19 protein-coding genes and 2 rRNA genes (1 of these 21 running past the window's edge) are annotated in these 21,818 nt (G+C 48.3%); 2 read left to right on the forward strand and 19 right to left on the reverse strand.

Annotated elements, in window-relative coordinates:
* The 3 genes from L6442_RS28870 to L6442_RS28880 form a co-directional block, all read right to left on the reverse strand.
* A 23S ribosomal RNA gene (locus L6442_RS28870) occupies positions 1 to 338 on the reverse strand (it extends 2,591 nt beyond the left edge of the window).
* Positions 339 to 729: 391 nt separating this feature from the next.
* Positions 730 to 2,283 (reverse strand): 16S ribosomal RNA (locus L6442_RS28875).
* Together the 16S and 23S rRNA genes form the textbook arrangement of a ribosomal RNA operon.
* 463 nt (positions 2,284 to 2,746) lie before the next feature.
* Entirely contained in the window at positions 2,747 to 3,625 is an 879-nt protein-coding gene (locus L6442_RS28880) for a nucleotidyltransferase-like protein (protein WP_212978991.1), read from the reverse strand.
* Between the two features lie 122 nt (positions 3,626 to 3,747).
* Here L6442_RS28880 and L6442_RS28885 point away from each other — a divergent pair, with 122 nt between their 5' ends.
* On the forward strand, positions 3,748 to 4,149 hold the full coding sequence (locus L6442_RS28885) for a YgzB family protein (protein WP_194235627.1): 402 nt from the start codon (positions 3,748 to 3,750) through the stop codon (positions 4,147 to 4,149).
* A gap of 253 nt (positions 4,150 to 4,402) precedes the next feature.
* Here L6442_RS28885 and L6442_RS28890 read toward each other — a convergent pair whose 3' ends face one another.
* The 12 genes from L6442_RS28890 to L6442_RS28945 all read right to left on the reverse strand — a co-directional run bounded on the left by L6442_RS28890 (position 4,403) and on the right by L6442_RS28945 (position 15,757).
* Entirely contained in the window at positions 4,403 to 6,121 is a 1,719-nt protein-coding gene (locus L6442_RS28890) for a glycosyl hydrolase family 18 protein (protein WP_212978992.1), read from the reverse strand.
* A 212-nt stretch (positions 6,122 to 6,333) separates the two neighbouring features.
* Positions 6,334 to 6,759, reverse strand: a complete 426-nt coding sequence (locus L6442_RS28895; RefSeq protein WP_194235629.1) for a Fur family transcriptional regulator — start codon at positions 6,757 to 6,759, stop codon at positions 6,334 to 6,336.
* A 171-nt stretch (positions 6,760 to 6,930) separates the two neighbouring features.
* Positions 6,931 to 8,199 carry a DUF4097 family beta strand repeat-containing protein gene (locus L6442_RS28900; protein WP_212978993.1) on the reverse strand — a complete coding sequence of 423 codons (1,269 nt, stop codon included), beginning with the start codon at positions 8,197 to 8,199 and terminating at the stop codon, positions 6,931 to 6,933.
* Between the two features lie 31 nt (positions 8,200 to 8,230).
* Positions 8,231 to 8,869, reverse strand: a complete 639-nt coding sequence (locus tag L6442_RS28905; RefSeq protein ID WP_194235631.1) for a hypothetical protein — start codon at positions 8,867 to 8,869, stop codon at positions 8,231 to 8,233.
* Between the two features lie 182 nt (positions 8,870 to 9,051).
* Positions 9,052 to 9,765, reverse strand: coding sequence for an MgtC/SapB family protein (locus L6442_RS28910; protein ID WP_194235632.1), 714 nt, complete (start codon positions 9,763 to 9,765; stop codon positions 9,052 to 9,054).
* A gap of 57 nt (positions 9,766 to 9,822) precedes the next feature.
* Positions 9,823 to 10,293, reverse strand: a complete 471-nt coding sequence (locus tag L6442_RS28915) for a GNAT family N-acetyltransferase (protein ID WP_212978994.1) — start codon at positions 10,291 to 10,293, stop codon at positions 9,823 to 9,825.
* A gap of 243 nt (positions 10,294 to 10,536) precedes the next feature.
* Entirely contained in the window at positions 10,537 to 11,976 is a 1,440-nt protein-coding gene (gene gatB / locus L6442_RS28920) for an Asp-tRNA(Asn)/Glu-tRNA(Gln) amidotransferase subunit GatB (protein WP_212978995.1), read from the reverse strand.
* 213 nt (positions 11,977 to 12,189) lie between these two features.
* Positions 12,190 to 13,647 carry an Asp-tRNA(Asn)/Glu-tRNA(Gln) amidotransferase subunit GatA gene (gene gatA / locus L6442_RS28925; protein WP_212978996.1) on the reverse strand — a complete coding sequence of 486 codons (1,458 nt, stop codon included), beginning with the start codon at positions 13,645 to 13,647 and terminating at the stop codon, positions 12,190 to 12,192.
* A gap of 31 nt (positions 13,648 to 13,678) precedes the next feature.
* On the reverse strand, positions 13,679 to 13,966 hold the full coding sequence (gatC, locus tag L6442_RS28930; protein WP_194235552.1) for an Asp-tRNA(Asn)/Glu-tRNA(Gln) amidotransferase subunit GatC: 288 nt from the start codon (positions 13,964 to 13,966) through the stop codon (positions 13,679 to 13,681).
* 325 nt (positions 13,967 to 14,291) lie between these two features.
* The gene (locus L6442_RS28935) at positions 14,292 to 14,714 is read right to left on the reverse strand and encodes a DUF5360 family protein (protein WP_237100123.1); all 423 of its coding nucleotides are present in this window, start codon (positions 14,712 to 14,714) and stop codon (positions 14,292 to 14,294) included.
* Positions 14,715 to 14,732: 18 nt separating this feature from the next.
* On the reverse strand, positions 14,733 to 15,152 hold the full coding sequence (locus tag L6442_RS28940) for a DMT family transporter (RefSeq protein ID WP_212978997.1): 420 nt from the start codon (positions 15,150 to 15,152) through the stop codon (positions 14,733 to 14,735).
* Positions 15,152 to 15,757: a TetR/AcrR family transcriptional regulator gene (locus L6442_RS28945; protein ID WP_212978998.1), complete on the reverse strand. Its 606-nt coding sequence runs from the start codon at positions 15,755 to 15,757 to the stop codon at positions 15,152 to 15,154. Before L6442_RS28945 ends, L6442_RS28940 begins: the two co-directional genes overlap by 1 nt.
* Before the next feature lie 385 nt (positions 15,758 to 16,142).
* Here L6442_RS28945 and trpB point away from each other — a divergent pair, with 385 nt between their 5' ends.
* A complete protein-coding gene (trpB, locus tag L6442_RS28950) occupies positions 16,143 to 17,285 on the forward strand; it encodes a tryptophan synthase subunit beta (RefSeq protein WP_212979109.1) in 1,143 nt (380 codons plus the stop codon).
* 1,656 nt (positions 17,286 to 18,941) lie between these two features.
* On the opposite strand, the gene L6442_RS28955 is transcribed toward trpB, so the two are convergent.
* From L6442_RS28955 to uptA, 4 genes are all read right to left on the reverse strand, one after another.
* Positions 18,942 to 19,319 (reverse strand): ATPase, encoded by a 378-nt coding sequence (locus L6442_RS28955; RefSeq protein ID WP_194235549.1) that lies wholly within the window; start codon positions 19,317 to 19,319, stop codon positions 18,942 to 18,944.
* A gap of 594 nt (positions 19,320 to 19,913) precedes the next feature.
* Positions 19,914 to 20,540, reverse strand: coding sequence for an MBL fold metallo-hydrolase (locus tag L6442_RS28960; RefSeq protein ID WP_212978999.1), 627 nt, complete (start codon positions 20,538 to 20,540; stop codon positions 19,914 to 19,916).
* 8 nt (positions 20,541 to 20,548) lie between these two features.
* Positions 20,549 to 21,115 carry a thioredoxin family protein gene (locus L6442_RS28965; RefSeq protein WP_212979000.1) on the reverse strand — a complete coding sequence of 189 codons (567 nt, stop codon included), beginning with the start codon at positions 21,113 to 21,115 and terminating at the stop codon, positions 20,549 to 20,551.
* Positions 21,116 to 21,730 (reverse strand): undecaprenyl phosphate transporter UptA, encoded by a 615-nt coding sequence (gene uptA / locus L6442_RS28970; RefSeq protein ID WP_237100124.1) that lies wholly within the window; start codon positions 21,728 to 21,730, stop codon positions 21,116 to 21,118.
* Between the last annotated feature and the right edge of the window lie 88 nt (positions 21,731 to 21,818).

The following is a 21,818-nucleotide window of genomic DNA, read 5'->3' on the forward strand; positions in this document are numbered from 1 at the left end:
TAACCAATTCCTTTGTAACTCCATGTGAGACGTCCCACAACCCCGGCCAGCAAGCTGACCGGTTTAGGCTAATCCACGTTCGCTCGCCGCTACTGACGGAATCACTATTGTTTTCTCTTCCTCAGGGTACTTAGATGTTTCAGTTCCCCTGGTATGCCTCTTCACACCCTATGTATTCAGATGTGAGTGACTGACTATTACATCAGCCGGGTTTCCCCATTCGGACATCCCCGGATCAAAGCTTGCTTACAGCTCCCCGAGGCAGTATCGTTGTTCGCCACGTCCTTCATCGGCTCCTAGCGCCTAGGCATCCTCCGTGTGCTCTTAGTAGCTTAACCATATTCGCTCAAGTTTCGTGCTAAGTGCTCTGTTGCTCGCCAGTTTCTTGATTGGAATAAAACCAAGGTGGAAACTGTCTCACGAAGGATCACCTATCACGAATCTTTCGCTGCTACTTTTTACTTACTTGGTCAATCACTTGACACAAGTTCAGCTAAAAGGATATTTCTAAAACGCAAATTCGTTTCGTATCTAGTTTTCAAGGATCAAGACCGGCTCTCATGTCATTCTCACAAGTGGAATGAACAGAATCGGCGATTTGAAAGAGTGTTTGCTCTCTCAAAACTGAGCAACGAGTGAGATGGTTACTTTGCATTCGCAAAGTGATCCGGCAGCTTTCGCTGACCGTTACATTGTACCGCTTCGCTACGGAAGCGAGGTACTCCATAGAAAGGAGGTGATCCAGCCGCACCTTCCGATACGGCTACCTTGTTACGACTTCACCCCAATCATCTACCCCACCTTCGGCGGCTGGCTCCTTGCGGTTACCTCACCGACTTCGGGTGTTGTAAACTCTCGTGGTGTGACGGGCGGTGTGTACAAGACCCGGGAACGTATTCACCGCGGCATGCTGATCCGCGATTACTAGCAATTCCGACTTCATGCAGGCGAGTTGCAGCCTGCAATCCGAACTGAGACCAGCTTTGATAGGATTGGCTCCATCTCGCGACTTCGCTTCCCGTTGTACTGGCCATTGTAGTACGTGTGTAGCCCAGGTCATAAGGGGCATGATGATTTGACGTCATCCCCGCCTTCCTCCGGTTTGTCACCGGCAGTCATTCTAGAGTGCCCACCTTAAAGTGCTGGCAACTAAAATCAAGGGTTGCGCTCGTTGCGGGACTTAACCCAACATCTCACGACACGAGCTGACGACAACCATGCACCACCTGTCTCCTCTGTCCCGAAGGAAAGGTCTATCTCTAGACCGGTCAGAGGGATGTCAAGACCTGGTAAGGTTCTTCGCGTTGCTTCGAATTAAACCACATACTCCACTGCTTGTGCGGGTCCCCGTCAATTCCTTTGAGTTTCAGTCTTGCGACCGTACTCCCCAGGCGGAATGCTTAATGTGTTAACTTCGGCACCAAGGGTATCGAAACCCCTAACACCTAGCATTCATCGTTTACGGCGTGGACTACCAGGGTATCTAATCCTGTTTGCTCCCCACGCTTTCGCGCCTCAGCGTCAGTTACAGCCCAGAGAGTCGCCTTCGCCACTGGTGTTCCTCCACATCTCTACGCATTTCACCGCTACACGTGGAATTCCACTCTCCTCTTCTGCACTCAAGTCACCCAGTTTCCAGTGCGAACCAAGGTTGAGCCTTGGCCTTAAACACCAGACTTAAGCGACCGCCTGCGCGCGCTTTACGCCCAATAATTCCGGACAACGCTTGCCCCCTACGTATTACCGCGGCTGCTGGCACGTAGTTAGCCGGGGCTTTCTTCTCAGGTACCGTCACTCCGTTAGCAGTTACTCTAACGGTCGTTCTTCCCTGGCAACAGAGCTTTACGATCCGAAAACCTTCATCACTCACGCGGCGTTGCTCCGTCAGGCTTTCGCCCATTGCGGAAGATTCCCTACTGCTGCCTCCCGTAGGAGTCTGGGCCGTGTCTCAGTCCCAGTGTGGCCGTTCACCCTCTCAGGTCGGCTACGCATCGTCGCCTTGGTGAGCCGTTACCTCACCAACTAGCTAATGCGCCGCAGGCCCATCTGCAAGTGACAGATTACTCCGTCTTTCATTACCGCTTCATGCGAAGTGATAAATTATCCGGTATTAGCTAACGTTTCCGCTAGTTATCCCGGTCTTGCAGGCAGGTTGCCTACGTGTTACTCACCCGTCCGCCGCTAACCATCAGAGGAGCAAGCTCCTCATCAAGTCCGCTCGACTTGCATGTATTAGGCACGCCGCCAGCGTTCGTCCTGAGCCAGGATCAAACTCTCCAAGAAAGTTTGTGACTCATTTTGAATCTGACGAGAAATTAATTCTCATTTGCTTGATCATCGATTCAGACAGTTGTCATGAACCCGACAATCTTGCGTTTTGGTTTCGTTACCGAAACCTTTATCTCACTCGTTGTTCAGTTTTCAAAGATCAAAATCTTTCATTTTGTTCACCACCGCATCTCAGCGGCGACTTTTATAATATATCACGCGAACCACTATTTCGTCAAGCACTTTTTTCGATCTTTTTTTCAGTTCGATTTTTTGCTTGTCGAATCGTCGGGATTCATTCAGTCCCAAGCTTTCATGGGGCGAGTTATAATTTAACATATAAAACATTAGGGAGTCAACCTTTAATTAAAACATTAAATGCCTCATTTAACTTTCCCGAAAATATTGCGAATATGCATGATTCAAGGGGAGACGACATCCCTTCTCTCCCCCGCTTGCACTTGCAGCTAACATGAATTTATTCAGCGGAATAACGTATGCTCTGACTGCCATATCCCGCAGCCTCCGACCATACCACCGATTCTTTTGCCAAAGATCTGTTCACCAACTTACGCATGACGATCGGCAGTTCATTTCTGATCATGATGAGCTCCGGATGATGAATCAACTCTTCAATACTCCATGGTTTTGGCCTGCTTCTCAATATTTGCAAAAGAAGCGCGGAGCATTCAGCCATCTTGGACATAACAGAAAATTCGCAGGCGAGCAGGACGAGTTCCACACGCTGCCGTATGGTTTCCGTGCTTTGAGTCAATTCCTCATACAGTTTGAAGATTGCCGTATTAAGTTCCTTTACCTGTTCCCATACGGCTTTATCAGGCAAAACCTCGCGCTCGATAAGCTCTATTCTTGCCCAATGCTTCAGAGAATCCAAGACGCATTGATACGCGTCAATGACATACCCGGCCTGCATGTAGCGTTTTGCTTCGACATAAATACTTAAAAATCGCGAAAACTCATATAACATTTTCCGATCCCGAAGAGGCTGTCCAAATTCGTTATATTCCTTGCGCAGCATAGTCAGCTTGCCATCTTGATCCTTGACGATTTCACCTTCCATAAAATAGCGGACCATGTCTCCCTTTTCCCCGGCAATCAACCAGCGCTGAAGCGAATCCGCTCTGACATTCAAAATCTGGCAAGGTAAGTCCCCAACCAGCGTATGCTCCACAATCAGCTCCGCATTCTGCTCTTCATGGATGGCGAGAACGATGAAATCGAAGTCATGAAGCAGAGACCCATCAAATTTATGCGCTTCCTGACGATATATAATGGTTCCTATGGCATCGACATCAAACGACTCTCCATAAATAAAAGACAAATTGGACAAATCCATGTCTCCCTCCATGCATTCCTTGGCGAAAAGCAGCCAATTCAGTTATAATATACTTCTACATGAATATTGTTAGTTCCTTCTTTTTTTCAATCCAACTAATTGATGATAGGAGCCTGTGATCCATGATCTTCAAAACAGCAAAAATTGTCGCCTTCCGCACCTGGGGACTGCTGCTTACAATACTCGGCATGGGGCTGATGGTCCTTGGTACCGCGGGGATCGTCTTCTGGGGACAAGCCGGGAAGATCGTCGCCGGCATCGGTCTGGTCGTCGGGTTGATCGCCATGATGGGCAGCCTGGGGATTTATTTCTGGGCCGGGATGCTCTCCACAAGCGTAAAGCAAATCGAATGTCCCGAATGTCATAAACCGACGAAGATGCTCGGAAAAACCGACCGCTGCATGTTCTGCCGCACAATGCTGACAACGGATCTTCGGCAAGCGACCATAACGGATGACGAGTTGGAGGAGAGCCAAAAGCTTGAAACTCAAGCCACTCCTTCGTCGCCTGCCCAGCCACGATAATCCGCATCAGAACTCGGCACGAAACAATTACTGCAGCTTGAGGAACCGGAATTCAACTTTTTGCGTTTTTGACATCATCCAGAATATAACCACCAACCCTAAATAACCCCACAAAGTGGAGCCTATGCTTCGATGCTTATTCCAAATACTTTGCGGGGACCCCGGAAGTTTATACTTTCTGATATGTTAAAAAACCGGCCATCCTTTTCGGGAAGACCGGTTTTTTAATGATTCAATCATAAGATATAAGTGCTCATTTCGATGAAATATCTTTAAGAACCTCCCAGGCATCCTGGGTTCCAAAACTGCGGGTCCATGCCGCTACACCGCCAAGCTCAAGTTCTTTTGCCAGCTTCACTCTTTCTGCCAGCGAGGTTTTATCTTCGATCCAGATTTTCTTCAAAACGCCATCTTCCGTATATTCCACGTAATTTTGTTTGACGTCGTCCAGATATTGGGGTTTCAGCTTTTTCTCCGCGATGATATCCTTTACGGTTTTCATGCCGACCGCCTTTGATGACACTTTCGTTTTGCCGTCCTTGATTTCCTCGGACCAGATCCGTGTATACAGCGGAACGGCCAATATCAATTTCTCCGGCGGGACATCGTCTTCTTCAAGAATTTTGCGGACTGCATCTTCCGCCCATGGCAGAGATGAGACAGAGCCTGCTTTCGGACTGGACGCCCAATGTTCGTCATATGCCATTAGTACGACGAAATCCGCCGTTTCGCCCAGCGAACGCCGGTCCAAAAAACGCGACCACATTTCGCTGCCTGATTTCGGCGTTACATCCACTGAAACGATCAAACCCTTGGCCCGCGCCAGCGGCTTCAGCTCACGGACAAACTGGGATACATTTTCCCCGTCTTTCGTTTTTACATTTTCAAAATCCAGATTAATGCCGTCCAAATGGTACATCTTCGCAAACTGGATCGTCTGGTTGATTGCGTTAAGCCTTGTTTCATATGTGGCCATCGCGCTGGATGTTATATCCGGATCAAAGCTATTATCCAAAAGCCCCCAAACATCAATCCCCTGCTCATGGGCTTTCTCTACATAAGCCGTGTCCGCCTTACTGCGAACATTCCCTTCTTTGTCAATGATGCTAAACCAGGTTGGGCTGACGACATTGACCCCGGATAACTGATCGATGACAGAAGGATCGGGCTTTTTCTTATAAACGGCCTCCCAAGCCAGGTTCACCGGTTTGCCTTGCCAGCTTCGCTCGGCTTGGGTCGGAGGTTGAGGTACGTCAGGAACCGTCTTCTTTTCTCCCAGCGTTACCTTTGTTTTCGGCACATAACCGGCATAGCCGTTATCCATCTGTGCAAAATACCAAGAGTCATCCGATCCCCAAATCCGCAGGGACGTGCCTCCAGGCATGTCGGCCAGAATCCGCTCATGCTTGGATGGCCCTTTTCTCAACGCAGTTTTCGAATCAGGTTCTCCAACAACCTCACCCATTTGTACCGTATCCCCGGCTCTCATCAGCAATATTGCGCCCGTATTCGGATCTTCGTGAAAAGTTATGCCGTACAGCTCCTTCAGCGGCTGGATCGGCATATACGGTACGCCGTTTTTTTCTTCCGGGGCAAAACAGAGCTGTATCTGCTTATTATTCAGCTGCGCTTTCGTTTCCCCGGTCTGTAAATGCATCACCTGCACCGGGGTCGTCAAAATGATCGACTGCGTCCCTTTTTCGTAACGAATATTAGGGTCGATCCCCTCCTGAAGCACCTGCAGAGGGAGCCGCAGCTGTTCGCCGGAACCATCGGCAGATTGATCAAGAAGCTTGCCTTTTACAAAAACGGGCTTGTCCATCCCCTTCCAATCCGGCTTCTCATGCAGCGGATTCGGAAGAATCTCGGTTATCGTAAAATACGCACCAGCCGCAACCAAGCATAATCCCAGCAGAATGGAAAAACGCCTTTTGGCCGAAGAGCGGTGCTTGCGTTTTCTGTTTCTAGTCAAAGGTTAATCCTCCGTTATGATTAATGTGTACTTTTTTTAGAAAACAGGATGCCTACAGCTTCCCTCTCCGAAAACAAGCTTGGCATCCAGCGCCTTGAACGTGCATTTTTCGATTTAAACGCATACTTGCGACCTTCCTTAAATAAAAAAACGCGGGAATCCATTACAGGAATCCGCACGTTTTTTCAAAACAGAACCATGAAACGGATGCTTCACTTATTTTTGCAGCTGCTGCAAACCCCGTACAGTTCCATACGCAAACCCTGGATCTGAAAGCCCGTGCTTTTCTCGGCAGTCTGCTCCACATCATGAAGGGAGGGGTAGCTGAAATCTTCGATTTTGCCGCATTTCTGACAAATCACATGGAAGTGATCCTCCACGTTCGCGTCAAAACGGCTCGAATTGTCTCCATAAGTCAACTCATGGACCATTCCCGCTTCAATAAGCATTTTCAAGTTATTATATACGGTTGCTACACTCATGCTCGGAAATTTAGGCTCCAGCGCACGATAAATCTCATCCGCCGTTGGATGACTCATGGAATCCATGAGGTAAGCCAATATCGCGTGACGCTGGGGCGTAATCCGAACACCATTCGTTTTCAATTGTTCCAATGCATGCTCGACCCGCGTCGACATCTTACCCACCGCCTTATAATTTAAGCAATTCATATGCTGCATTGAATTTAAAATGGATATAACTCTAGTCTGTTTATAATCTTTATAACTTTATTGTACGTTCATCATTTCAAATTTGTCAACGAAAGGACTCTCGTTGATAGAATTTGAAGCAAGGAATTACACTCCGATTCAATATTTATTCACAAATAAATCGCTGTTGCCTTCGATATGAACCTTATGTTCACCCAAACCTATTGTACCCATTATATTCTTTTTATCCACCATAAATTCCGCAAACTCGTTATGGATATCGCCGTAGCTGATCACGCCGTCAACTTCATAACTTCCTGTCTCGGGAAGAATGACTTTCAGCTCTCCAACGGCACTATAGATATCCCAGTCTCCTTCCACCACGCTGGAACGTACGGTTATGCCTCCATTTAAAGATTCCGTCTTTAAGCCGGAACGGACATCAGCAATATCGATATTGCCGTTTTTGGTACGGGCATCGATTTTCCCTAGCACACGGATAACCGACAAATTACCCACCTGCGTGGAAAGTGTGGCGGTATCGGAAATATCCACTGCCTGCACATTGCCCTGGCTTGTGGTGAGATCCACGGAACCCGTCACATTAAAAGCGCTGATTTTCCCGTTCAATGTGCTGCCTTTAACATTTCCCGTCACATGATCCATTTTTAGTTCCCCGTTCGCCGTCTCCATCGTTATTTGCTTGATGGCATCCACACGCTGTAGGCTGATGCTGCCGTTCATCGTGCGCAGCGACAGATCAAAATGTCGGTCTTCAGGAAGTGTAATCGTCAAGTTTATTCGGGGCTGCCTTTTACCTGATTGGCCGTACGGCTTAGCCTTAGTCTGAATAGTAATGGTGCTGCCTCTGTTGATTTCAAGCGTGGACTCCCTTCCGATCACTTCCGCTTCCGGCCCCGTAATCTGATCGACCCAGGTTTCCGCTTGCACGCCGATATCTGTAACCGGACCTCGCTGCACCACGATATCTCCGTTAATGCTTTCTACATTGATATTTTGAGTATCCATCTCCACAGGAACGGCAACCATATCTTTACCGACGCTGTTTCCCTCTTGTTCGCTGTAATCCACGCCGGCTGCCGTTAAATTCAGGCTCACTTTATTCCAAAGATGCAAATACTGCTTTTGTTCCGTTACGATAAACACCGATGCCGACAAAACGAGTGCCAGCAGTACGCCGCGCAGATCTAATTGAACCCTTCGCCCCGCTGCCTTGGTTCTCCATGCCGCGAAATAAAGCACCATGGATTCTATTCCCCAAAGTACGGCCAGCAGCGGCCACCATTTCGGCAGGAGCAGTAAATATTCCGTACCATACAGCGCATCGATAAGAAGCAGCACACCGGTTGCAATGAGCAGGAGGACAGCCGTAAATCTCCCGGCCCGCATTCTCCGTCTACGGCTCATCAAACCACCCCCATTCGATATGCTTCTGCAATCATCTTTCTCCCTCCCGGGATTGCTCAGACCGCCGCTGTTTCCAAAGAATCCAGACTTCCCGGATTCCCGCCCACAACCCTGCGGCGATCAAAACGGCTGCCACCGTTATTTTACTGTAATGTTCTATATAAAACTGCAGCCAGCCTGGTTTCTGATAAAAAGCAAACATCAACGCCCCGCCGACGATCAGCATAATCCCGAAAAACGGACCTCGTTCAACCGAAAAAGGATTCCGGTAAGCCTCCACTTCCCCATTGTCTTTATCGGATGTTTGCGCCCTGCGCAAAATAACAAAATCCGCGGCCTGCAGCACATCATACACATTGTAAAAATAAGCCACAGGTATCACCAAAGCCAATAGGATCAGCAATGGCACATTGATCTGCATTCCGATGGATGAAAAATATAAAAGGGCCGACGCGTCCAAAAGCAGGGTAAACATAAACGCAACCCCTTTGCGGTATAGGCCGAGGTAAACATGACCAAGTCCCGGGCATATGGCGGCCAGCAGCCCCGCGGTAAATTTCCGTTTTCGGGAAAACATGCGCCGGGTGCGGACTGCAGCGGGTTGTTCGCGCAGATCACGATCATCTGTCCTGCTTCTTCCCGGTCCCCCGGTTCTTCTGACGCTATGCATCCTTCCCAGCTCCCTTCCGCTTCCAAGATGAACGGCCGCTTCTCTCGTTACTGCTATCGTTCATTCTATGATAGTACCCTATATAACAAGGACAATAACAGGTAAATATATGGATGTTCATCCTCTAAATGCAAAAATCATTCCAACAAAAAACCCCCTATCGTAGGGGGTGAAACTGCGCTTTAATCAATCGAAACCATGGAGACTCCTTCCAATTTTCGGATACGGGAGGCAAGTGTAAGCGGGTCAAAAGCCCTTTTGCTTAAAACGTTTAATGATATCTCCACGTTGGTGGAAGGAGGCTGCAATTCGCCATATGGCGCGATGCTTCGCTCGTTGATCACGGCTTTTTTGACCGTAATATCCTCTTCCTCAAGCAATCCAGAAACGGTTTCCATAAGTCCGGGCACCGAAGTCGCATATATCGATATGAGATGGAGCTTACTGCTGCGGATATAACGCTGCTCCAGCTTGTTAAACACAACCAAAGTCAGAAGAATCAGAAGCGTTGCCATAATCGATGCGAAATAAAAGCCAGCTCCGATCGCCAGCCCGACAGCAGCAATAACCCATATGGAAGCGGCGGTTGTCAAACCTGTAATGGATTTGCCCGTGAACAAAATCGTTCCCGCCCCCAAAAAACCGACTCCTGTAATGACGGCCGATGCCAGTCTCGCAGGATCGATACGGATATTCACTTCATGCACGAATGCGGAAAATCCGTAAATGGACAACATGATGATTAATGTCGACCCCATACAGACCAATATATGGGTTCGAAGTCCGGCTGCATGATTGGAACGCTCCCGCTCCAAACCTACAAGTCCGCCCAGCAGAACAGACAAAAGCAGCCTCAGCAATATATGCGTATTATCAATATACCATGGATCCGCCAAAGCATATCTCTCCCTATTATGCAGTGCGCTAGCCTTGAAGACAGTGTTTTCCTGAACTTACGCCAATTTCCCCGCCCGTCTATGGAACGTCGTCAATTCGACGCCCGGGGCGACTTCAAACGTATCAAAAGGAACAAAACCAAACTTAAGATATAGCGCTACCGCTGGTTCGTTTTTGGCGCCTGTGGACACGATAAACAGCGGAATATTCAGATGTTCGTCCAGAACGTGGCGGATCAGTCTGCCCGCGATTCCCTTGCGGAAATGATCCGGATGCACCATCATACGCATCAACGTCAGCGAGCCGGGACTTTCATGCGCAGTTGCAACGGCTCCGATGAGTTCCCCATCTTCACTCAAGCAGCCGTAAAAGGTTTCTCCGCAATTCTGTAGTGTTTCATGCGTGTCAAGCAGCGGCGGGATATCATAAAACCCGATTTTTTCAGCTTCGATTCTGTAAGCAATATGCTGCAATCTCCAAATTTGGTCCACCATATCGTCATCCTGCAATGATAGCTTGATGATCATAGGCTCCTCCTATTCAGGCTATACGCCGCAAATGAAAAAAAGACCAGTAAATATAACCCCACAAAGTGACGTGTAGCCTTCGTAGCTTATTCCGATTACTTTGCGGGGACCCCGGAATTTTTTAATAACCCCACAAAGTGACATGCAGCCTTCGAGGCTTATTCCGATTACTTTGCGGGGACCCCATTCTTATATTAAAAAAAAGGCTTGTCCGGCGGACAAGCCAAAGACCCGTTCCCTGGTTTACTGCTTGAGCACTTCTTCCAACAGTTTGTTCACGATCGCAGGATTGGCTTTCCCTCTGCTCTCTTTCATGACTTGGCCGACCAGGAAGCCGATGGCTTTTTGCTTGCCCGCTCTGTAATCCTCGACGGATTGCGGATTCGCCTCTACCACCTGCTCGACGATAGATTTGATGGCACCTTCGTCGCTGATTTGCACCAGTCCCTTTTCTTCGACGATTTGCTGCGGAAGCTTGCCGCTTTCGAGCATTTCCTTGAAAACGGTTTTGGCGATTTTGGTGCTGATCGTTCCTTTTTCGATGAGGCCGATCATTTCACCCAATCCTTGACCTGTCAATTTCACATCGGAGAATTCCAGGTTGTTGCTGTTGAGATAGCCAAGAAGCTCGCCCATAATCCAGTTGGACACGGATTTTGCATCCTGCGTGTATTTCAGGCTGTCCTCGAACAGGTCCGCGATCGGCTTCGAGGAAGTAATAACCTCCGCATCGTAGCTTGGAAGACCGTATTCGGAAGTGTAACGCGCCTTGCGGGCATCCGGCAGTTCCGGAATCGAAACGCGTATGCGATCCTTCCACTCTTGATCGATATAGATCTTCACCAAATCCGGATCGGGGAAGTAGCGATAATCATGCGCTTCTTCCTTGCCGCGCATCGAGAGGGTTTTGCCCTGCGCTTCATCCCAGCGGCGGGTTTCCTGTACGACAACTCCGCCTTCATCCAAAATTTCGGCCTGGCGGTATTCTTCATATTCGAGACCCCTTTGCACGCCGCGGAAGGAGTTCATGTTTTTCAGCTCGGCGCGTGTGCCGAATTCCTTTTGGCCGTAAGGGCGGATACTGATGTTAGCATCGCAGCGCATGGAGCCCTCTTCCATTTTCACGTCGGACACTTCGCAGTATTGCATGATGGCGCGCAGCTTTTCCAAATAAGCGCGTGCTTCTTCCGGCGAAGAGATTTCAGGTTCCGATACGATTTCCACGAGCGGCGTTCCGACGCGGTTAAAGTCCACCAGCGATGCATACCCTCCGTCGATATGCGTCAGCTTGCCCGCATCTTCCTCCAAATGAAGACGGGTGATGCCGATCCGTTTCGTTTGGCCATCCACCTCGATATCGATCCAACCATGCTGCCCGATCGGCTGATCGTACTGGGAAATTTGATAAGCTTTTGGCGAATCCGGGTAAAAATAGTTTTTACGGTCGAATTTGCTCACATCCGCAATTTCGCAATTCAGCGCCATCGCCGCTTTAACCGCGTATTCTACCGCCTGTTTGTTTAGTACCGGCAGCACGCCGGGATGGCCCAGGCAGATTGGGCACGTATGCGTATTGGGCGGAGCGCCGAACTCGGTCGAACAGCCGCAAAAAATTTTGGACTCGGTCTTCAGCTCGACGTGTACCTCAAGTCCAATGACAGTTTCGTATTTTGAAGATGACATGGTTATTCCCTCCTTTAAAGTTCGTGTTCAAAAAGGTCGGTTTTCAGCACCGAGAAGGTTGGATGAAGTTAGGGACGAAAGGAGCGGAACGTACGTTTTGGGTACGTGAGCACCGGAAGGCCCGGCTGAATTCAAGATTCGATGCTGATTTTGCTTCCTGATTCACTTCGTGATCAAAAGCGGACTTTTTGAACAACCTCTTTAAGCCGATTTCTACAGGTTAGGCCGCTGTTTATGGTGACCGGTGTTTTGTTCGAAAGCTCCCGCTACGCGCAGTACCGTCGCCTCGTCAAATGGTTTGCCGATAATTTGCAGGCCGACAGGCAGGCCACCGGAGAAACCGCAAGGAACGCTGATCGCAGGAACGCCGGCAAGACTTACCGGGATGGTCAAAATATCGTTCAGATACATAGTCAGCGGATCGTCTACTTGGGCCCCCAGCTTAAAGGCCGTCGTTGGAGCCGTAGGTCCGATAATGACATCGTATTGTTCAAATACCTGATCAAAATCACGTTTGATCAACGTACGTGCCTTTTGCGCCTTTAAATAAAACGCATCGTAATAACCGGAGCTAAGCGCATAAGTACCCAGCATGATCCGGCGTTTGACCTCAGGGCCAAAACCTTGGCTTCGGGATTCATGATACAGATCCAGCAGATTTCCGGATTGTCCGGCACGTACGCCATAACGCACGCCGTCGAAACGGGCCAGGTTGGAAGACGCTTCAGAAGAAGCAAGCAAATAATAAGCGGCTACCGCGTATTCGGTATGGGGCAGAGACACTTCTTCGACAACCGCCCCCATGCTTTCGAGCACTTTCAGCGCAGCTTGCACGCTTTCCTTCACGGCTGCATCGACGCCTTCTCCCATATACTCTTTAGGTACGGCGACACGCAAACCTTTGACGTCTCCGGTCAAGGCGCTTAAGTAATCCGGAATGTCCACGTTGGCGGACGTGGAATCCATATGATCGTAACCGGCAATCGCCTGCAGGACATAAGCAGCGTCCTCGACGTTTTTGGTCAATGGTCCGATTTGATCCAGCGATGAAGCGAATGCTACCAGACCGAAACGGGATACGAGTCCGTAAGTCGGCTTCAAGCCAACGACACCGCAATAAGAAGCCGGCTGGCGAATCGAACCGCCGGTATCCGAACCGAGGGCAAAATAAGCCTCGCCCGCAGCGACCGAAGCCGCAGAGCCGCCGCTGGAACCGCCCGGAACGTATTCCGGGTTCCATGGATTGCGAACCGGATGGAAGCTTGAATTTTCGTTGGAGCCTCCCATCGCAAATTCGTCCATATTCAGTTTTCCGATGGTTACGGCATCCGCGCTCCGCAGTTTGCGCACAACGGTAGCGTCGTAAACAGGATTAAAGTTCGACAAAAATTGGCTGGCGCAGGTGGTACGGATTCCCTCCGTTACGATATTGTCCTTGATGCCGGCAGGCAGACCAAAAAGCAGTCCGCGCTCTTTTCCGGATGCCAGTTTGTCATCCAAGCGGCGTGCGTCGTTTCTGGCTCCCTCTTCATTCAAGGTCAGATAAGCGCCGATGCGGTCGTCTCGTTCCGAAATCGTGCGGAATGTGTCTTCCACCAGCTCCTGTACAGAAAGCTCCTTGTCATGAAGCTTGCTATGTATTTCTTTCAGATTTTGATTTAACAGGCTCAAGTTGCGCTCCTCCTTTCATATAAAAAACCTTCTATTCAAGTACGGCCGGAACTTTAAATTGTCCGTCTTCTTCCTCTGGCGCGTTTGCCATGACCTTTTCGATCGGCAGGCTTTCGCGCTGCACATCCTCACGCATCACATTGCTGACAGGCAGAACATGAGTTGTAGGCTCGACGCCGTCCGTATCGAGTTCATTTAATTTTTCGGCATATTGTAAAATAGCGTTCAGCTGTTCTGTGAACATCTGCTCTTCATCCGTACTCAAATTGAGCCGGGCAAGCTTGGCCACATGCTGAACGTCTTGATTGGTGATGCTCATAATTCCAACTCCTCCTTAGTCCATCTTCTTATATGTTAAAGGATTAAAGCCTCAGGATAACGTTTCTAATTATATTGTAGAACCTGTGACAATTCAATCCACGGCTTATCCCAGGCGCAGATACTTTCTGGCGCTCCGCTTTGTTTTTTGAGCATCTGTGGTGTCAATTGACCGCTTCAGATCAGTACGGACTTATATGCCTCCGGGTACTTCGGGGACAAATGCCGATTTCCAGAATTTCCGTATAACAAAAACGTCTATCGACGTACTTTCTAGGAAGACAGACCGCATTTAGCGGATGTTTTTCTTGCGATTATAGAATTGTTCAGCTTCGCTGAAAATTTATAAATTCTATAATCTTAAAAAATAACGGATAGATCATTAGAAACAGATTCGGAATCCACCATGCAGGATCAAACTCCTGCCGAATCCCCCAGTATGATATGGCCATCATGCCGGAACAAAAAGTCAGGACAAGCGAAATCAAAGCTGCGGATTTCCATACTGGTGATCGGTTGCGGTATAAATAAAGCGCCGTTAGGCCAGTCACCGAGACCAGCATATCTATCGGAAAAAACGACCAGTTCCATGCGATCAGAATCGGATTGCTGTAATCGGAATAAGCCCACTCCGGAGGGATGAGCCTAAGTGCCGTCGCACTGAAATAAAGGATAAACGATATATCGGTCAACAGAAAAAACCATTTCAAGATACGCATCGATGGTTCTCTTTTGATCAACCCGTTCATTTCAAAGCCCCCCCTTTTCTAATGTTCGCCACGCTGCTTCGCGTTACCCTCCACCGCGAGCTCCGTTTGTATCTCGGTCCCATTTCCTGCTGAAGACTTGCCAGCCCGATTGGACTCGTGGCCACTGTCTCCCAAGTTAAGTCCGAGGACTCCAAGAATGATCAAGAGGATCGAGATCGCTTTGATAAGCGTCATCGATTCCTGGAAGTACATATAACCGATGACGGCAATAGCTGCTGTGCCCAGGCCGGACCAGATGGCATAAGCAACGCTGACAGGTACTTGCTTCAGCGCCATATTTAAGCTGGAAAAAGCCAAAATATACAATACGATCATAAGAATAGACGGGACCATTCTGGTAAAACCGTTTGACAGCTTCATCGACACAGTGCCCCCAATTTCAAGCGCAATCGCAAAAAACAAATAAACCCAAGCCATTATTCAATCAATTCCTTTCCGGATGGATTGCTGCCCACTTCATCTTCGTTTGCAGGCGAAACAATACCATGCATCAACATATCAACCATTGATTCAACGGCGCTCGTCAGAGATACCGTCGTATTCATCAGAAAATCCGGATTATAGATGGCAAATGTTGCTCCGCGCATACACTCTATAACCGTCGGTACATGAACGGGGCGCAGCTCGCCGCTTTCGATTCCCTGATGAAGCAGTATCTCGACGGTCCCCCATTCCTCCTGCAGCAGAGAATCAATCTTCCTCCACTCCTGCGGGGCGTAACGTTTCATCTCCTCCAGCAATCTCGCGTCAACAAGCCGCAGACCACTCGGAACGATCGACAAAATGGCTTTTATTTTCCGCACTATGCTCCAATCCTCATCTTCATAAATGCGGCGCTGCGTTTGCAGCACTTCTTCAACTGCATCATCCACAATCGAGCTAATGATCTCTTCCTTTGAAGCGAAATGCTCATAAATCGTACGTTTGCTGATCCCGAGATATGCCGCGAGATCACCCATCGTAAATTTCAACCCTTTTTGAGTCAGCAGCGCCAGTGCGGCTTGCTGCAGTTTATCTTTCATGTCTGCCCTCCTGATATCTATGAATTCGGTAACATAGAAACTATTTTATTTTTCTTGGTACCAAAAGGAGTATATCGTCTTTTTCTGATCCTGTAAAATGCTTATGTAAAACTCTCCGCCGCGATTCCTGATGAAGAGAGGGACTTTTTAGGGGGAAAAGTAAAATGGCTTCTGATGGCGCGACGAGCTTTTCCAACCGCATCTCCCGATGCGTAATGGGTATGCGTAATGGGTGTTTGTTTACATAATGGCCCCGCGTTGTTTCAACAAATATTTATGGACGCAGGCGCTTTAATGGGCTAAAATATACCAAATTATTAATTATTTGCGCAAAGCGCGCACTAGGGAGGGTTATCGCTTGAACACGGAAATCACACAACCAGGCATGTTCGGTGAATTCGGAGGAAGTTATGTTCCGCCGCAGCTGCAGGGTGTTTTGGACCGTCTGGCCGAAGCATTTGAACATTATAAAAACGATCCTGAATTTATTGAGGAATTCAAAACGTATTTGCGGGAATTTGTCGGTCGGGAAAGTCCTCTCACATATGCCAAACACTTGAGCAAAAAGCTTGGCGGAGCCAAAATTTATTTGAAGCGCGAAGATCTGAATCATACCGGATCCCATAAAATCAACAACGTCATCGGGCAAATCCTGCTCGCGAAACGTATGGGTGCGCACCGCGTCATTGCTGAAACCGGAGCGGGACAGCATGGCGTCGCAACCGCAACCGTATGCGCCATGTTCGAAATGGAATGCATCGTTTACATGGGGGCCGAAGATGTCCGGCGCCAAGCGTTGAACGTATTCCGTATGGAACTGCTTGGCGCTAAAGTCGTATCGGTAACCAAAGGACAAGGCCGGCTTAAAGACGCCGTTGACGAAGCTCTAAACGATCTCGTCGAAAATTACGAGACGACCTTCTACCTGCTTGGCTCTGCGGTAGGCCCGCATCCGTTCCCGTCGATGGTAAAACATTTTCAATCTGTCATCAGCGAGGAATCCAAACGCCAAATCATCGACAAGGAAGGCAAACTGCCGGATGCCGTCCTGGCATGCGTCGGCGGAGGAAGCAACGCGATCGGTTCGTTCGCCCATTACATAGACGAGCCTGCCGTCCGTCTCATCGGTGTAGAACCGGATCAAGCCGCGACGCTGAATCAAGGCGTACCTGCTGTACTTCACGGATTCCGCTGTCTTGTTTTGCTTGATGAGGAAGGCAACCCGGCGCCGACATACTCCATTGCAGCCGGCTTGGATTACCCGGGCATCGGTCCGGAACACAGCCATCTGAAAGTTAGCGGCCGGGCAGAATACGTCACCGTGACAAACGAAGAGGTGCTGAATGCATTCCAGGTGCTGTCGAAGACTGAAGGCATCATTCCCGCATTGGAGAGCGCCCATGCCGTTGCGCATGCCCTGAAGCTGGCGCCGCAGCTCAGCCGCGACCAGGTGATCATCGTGAACCTCTCGGGACGCGGGGACAAGGATGTTGAGCAGGTGTTCGGGATGCTTCATGAGGCTAAATAATTTACGGTAAATATGGGGGATCGGCTTGCAAGTATCGGTACCCCTTTGGGGCAAATGCACCTTCATTTTCAATGACCGAAAGTTAACTTCTTTCAATGATGCTCACATCAAGAGTAGAAGATTAAAAGCTTGGGTGCGATAGATTAAAAAAAGTGAATTTTTGAGGATGAAGTATCTAATCCAGTTCAAAAGCCTGCACGAGCAGTCATTTTTCATCATGCAGCCAGCTGTCTGAATTCAAGCCAGATAAGATTGATACGAGTTGACTTGTTTTATGCCCAGGCTCAATCACTCTTGGATCTCGTTATGGATTGACTCTTAGTGCAGGCTTTTGCTTTTATGGTCAGTTGTGATGCGCTGTGATGCGCTGTGACTTGACGTGTGTGCTCGGATGCGCTGTGGTGTGCTGGGATGTGCTTTACGTGCTGTGTGCTTTGACGTGCTGTGTGCTTTGACGTGCTGCGTGCTTTGACGTGCTGCGTGCTTTGACGTGCTGCGTGCTTTGACGTGCTGCGTGCTTTGACGTGCTGCGTGCTTTGACGTGCTGCGTGCTTTGACGTGATTTAACGTGCTGCGGCGTGTTATACTGTGATGCGCTGTAGCAATATGATACGCTGTGATGTGCTTTTAATGTGCTGTGTGCCTTGACGTGATTTAACGTGCTGCGGCGTGTTATACTGTGATGCGCTGTAGCAATATGATACGCTGTGATGTGCTTTTAATGTGCTGTGTGCCTTGACGTGATTTAACGTGCTGCGGCGTGTTATACTGTGATGCGCTGTAGCAATATGAATGCGCTGTGATGTGCTTTTAATGTGCTGCGTGCTTTGACGTGATTTAACGTGCTGCGGCGTGTTATACTGTGATGCGCTGTAGCAATATGATGCGCTGTGATGTGCTTTTAATGTGCTGTGTGCTTTGACGTGATTTAACGTGCTGCAGCGTGATATACATTGATTCGCTATGATGTACTGTGATGCGCTGTGACGAGGCTGAATTCGAAATTGTTGCGAAAGTGCAGGTTTTCCAAGTATAATAGCCCGATTTCAGGAAAAAAATTGCGATAATACACTTTTTTTTCGTTGTTATAGGAACACGCGCCTCTCAAATGAGAAAATAGATGCACTTTCGCAACCATTTAATATAATCCTCGCTATTTAAGCTCCAAAAACTGCACTTTTGCATTTATTTAGAGTATAAGCCTATTCATCCCGCATGTGCCCACTCAAATTTTTGCTTGATTTTCTGTTCGCTTAAGATGAGACAACTTCGATCATATTAATTTGACTTACTTCTGTATTTCAATTTGTATATCAATCGCTTACTTCTGTATTTCAATCACTTACTTCTGTATATTAATCACTTACTTCTGTATTTTAATGACTCACTTCTGTACATCAATCACTTACTTCTGTATTTTAATGACTCACTTCTGTACATCAATCACTTACTTCTGTATATCAGTACTTTGTATATCAAATGACTTACTTCTATGTATCAAATGACTTATTTCTATACTTACTTCTGTGTATCAGACGACTTCAAACAAGCTAAGGTTGCTAACTTCCACCTCCAATAGACTCACTCTGAATTTCCTAAAAGGTCATACCTTCTTTTCGCTATTAAAAAAGAGCCGGCCATAGGCCGACTCTATTCTTAAATCCAGGCGCGCAAATTGACTTGCTTGATAAACTCTGCCTGTGAAAGCACCTCAGGTGCTGACTCTTCTTCTTCCTGTTCTTCTTCGCCGTTCATAATTTGATGAAACAGCTTTTCGTTATATGTCGCAAGGGCGTAATCGATCAGCGCTTCCCGCGTGGTCATCTCCACTTCATGCTGAATGAGCAGCTCCTCTGGCTGAACATCACCCGATGGCACGAAAAAGTTTCGGTTAATCTTAGGTACCCGGATCACATAATCAAACGCATTGTCCGGATTCCGGTCATAAGCAATCAGATAACCGTATTCCCCTATAGGAAGGTTCTGCTCAAAGGCGTCCGCGACGATTACTATCTTCTCCCCTAGTTGCAGCATCGTCTACCTCCTAGATGTCCTTTATTGTTTGTATAGTCTACTAAAAAAAAGTAGGCCTGTCTACGGAAACTCATAGAAAACTAAGCAAAAAGACTCAATTCTGCACAGCCCATACCCAGTAACCGTTATATTTAGAGTAACAGATCATTCCAGCCTCCTGCAAGCCTCAATCCGAAATTTAACCCGGCAGCCTCTTATAAAGATTATAGATGGAACATGAGGGTAGCCAAGAGAGGCGAGGATGACCAGAGAGGAGGGCCAGAAAATGGGTCTTCCGTAGGTTGGGGCCGGTGCGGGTTTCCAAGCGCTGTAGCTTGGCATGAAGCGGTTCGCAACTAAGCCAATCGTTCCATCGATCGTTTCTCAGCGGATAAGAAAAGGTATTACAGGCATGATGAAATTGAAATATTTCGCGTAAAGTAAAAAGAACGCAAACCGGGATTGATCCGCAGCTTGCGTGCTTCGCAAATGTAAATGAAAATGAAAATGAAAATGAAAATATAACATTAAGTTGACATCATTGTAGCAAAATTGTAATCATTTGTCCAGCCCTTTCCTCGATTTCTGTCGAGAAAAGGGGCGGAATAAGTTGTTTCAGGAAACATAAGGATTATGGGCGCGTTCATAGCCGATCGTGGTCTTCGGTCCATGACCGGGGTACACTTTCACTTCATCCTTGAAGGTAAAAAGCTTGTTATGAATCGAATCCAGCAAATCCCGTTCCCTGCCCCCGTACAAATCCGTTCTGCCGACACCGAGCTTGAAAAGCACATCGCCCGAGAAAAGATCATCCCCGCAGAGGAAGCTGACGCTACCCGGAGAATGGCCCGGAGTGTGATATACCTTGAAAGAATGTCCGATCAGCTCAAGCTTCTGTCCTTCTTCAAGTGCATATTCGGCGGGAGCCGTTGCAAGCGGCGGCGAAACCTGCGGCCAATTCAGCGAACCGTTCAGCTTCGGATTTTCAAGCCAGTCCGCTTCCAGATCATGCAGGTATACCGGGCAGTTTTTCAACTTACGGATTTCTTCCACGCCGCCCATATGGTCGAAATGCGCATGCGTCAACAAAATCGCTTCGATCTCCAGCGGCTCGATTTTTTTGATGAGGGCGCCGGGATTCATTCCCGGATCAATAATAACCGCACGGCCGGGATCTTCTCCCGTAAGCAGGTAAGCATTGGTCTGCAGCGGACCGAGGGAGAAAGTTTGAATGTTAAGCATATTCCGCGTTAAAACCCCGAAACCAGTTCACGCAGTTCTTTGATGATGACCGCATGATGTTCGGTTCCTTTCCCGTAAGCTGCAATAAGCTCTTTGCGGCACTCGGCCATTTTTGCCTCGTAATCGGGAGCTTCCCGATCGGGGTTCTCCTGCTTGAACCGGACCATAATTTGCTGCACATGGTCGGGACGAGGCCCCCATTTTCCCAACACATGACCCCCAGTATCCGTAAAAATGACCACAGGTACGCTTCGCCCGCCCATCGTCAAGAACTGGTCCATCACATCAAAATTCTCTTCCAGAATCAGAACTTCGGTAGGAATTTCCGCGGTTTCAAGCGCGCGGAACACCACCGGCACGTTGCGCACGACATCGCCGCACCAGTCCGCCGCCAGAATCAATACCCGCAGGTCGTCCCTGAATTTCAGGCTTTCAAAAAACTTGCGGTCTTCTTCGTTCCCCCAAGCAAACTGATCGTAACCGGCCTTGAATTCCTCCTGGTTTTTTTGCATCCCGTCAATAAACTGCTGTGGGGAAATCCCCGTATCCAATTTGTCCGCCAATTGGACTGCCATTTATTTCGTCCCCTTCCCGGATCTGGATTTCACCATTTTGATAACAAAATACACGATTAAAAGCGCCAGCGCAACAAGCAAAATCGGAGTGACGTAAGGCCCTGCCTTTTCATTAACATTCTCCCATTGATCGCCGAGGACAGATCCGAGATAAATAAACAGGATCGACCACGGAATCGTTGCCAGCGTCGTCAACAACGTGAAGCGCCAAATATTCATTTTGGAGATTCCCGCCGGAATCGAAATGGCATGGCGAACTACCGGAATAAACCGGGCGGTGAAAATAACGCCGGAGCCGTATTTACTAAACCACGCTTCCGCCGCATCGATATGCTTTTTATGAATAAAAATATATTTTCCGTATCTCTCGAGTACAGGTCTGCCGCCATAACGTCCGATCCAGTAAACAAACAACTGTGCGATTACACCGCCGATTACCCCGAATACCACGGCTCCCCAAAAGCTGATATTCCCTGAGGAAACCAAAAATCCTCCGTATGCAAGCACAATTTCACTAGGTATAACCTCAATCATTAAGCCCAGCATAATTCCGAAATAACCTAGACTTTCAACCCATAGAAGCAATTGACTGATGATATCCGATATAAAATGCACCCTGGCCCCTCTTTCTATAGTACTTATTTGTCCCTATCCCAAATCTATTCTAGCACACGAGCGGACATGACTTCTACTTACGCCCAAT

It is taken from the genome of Paenibacillus azoreducens, from assembly GCF_021654775.1.
GTDB classification, from domain to species: domain Bacteria; phylum Bacillota; class Bacilli; order Paenibacillales; family Paenibacillaceae; genus Paenibacillus_AQ; species Paenibacillus_AQ azoreducens.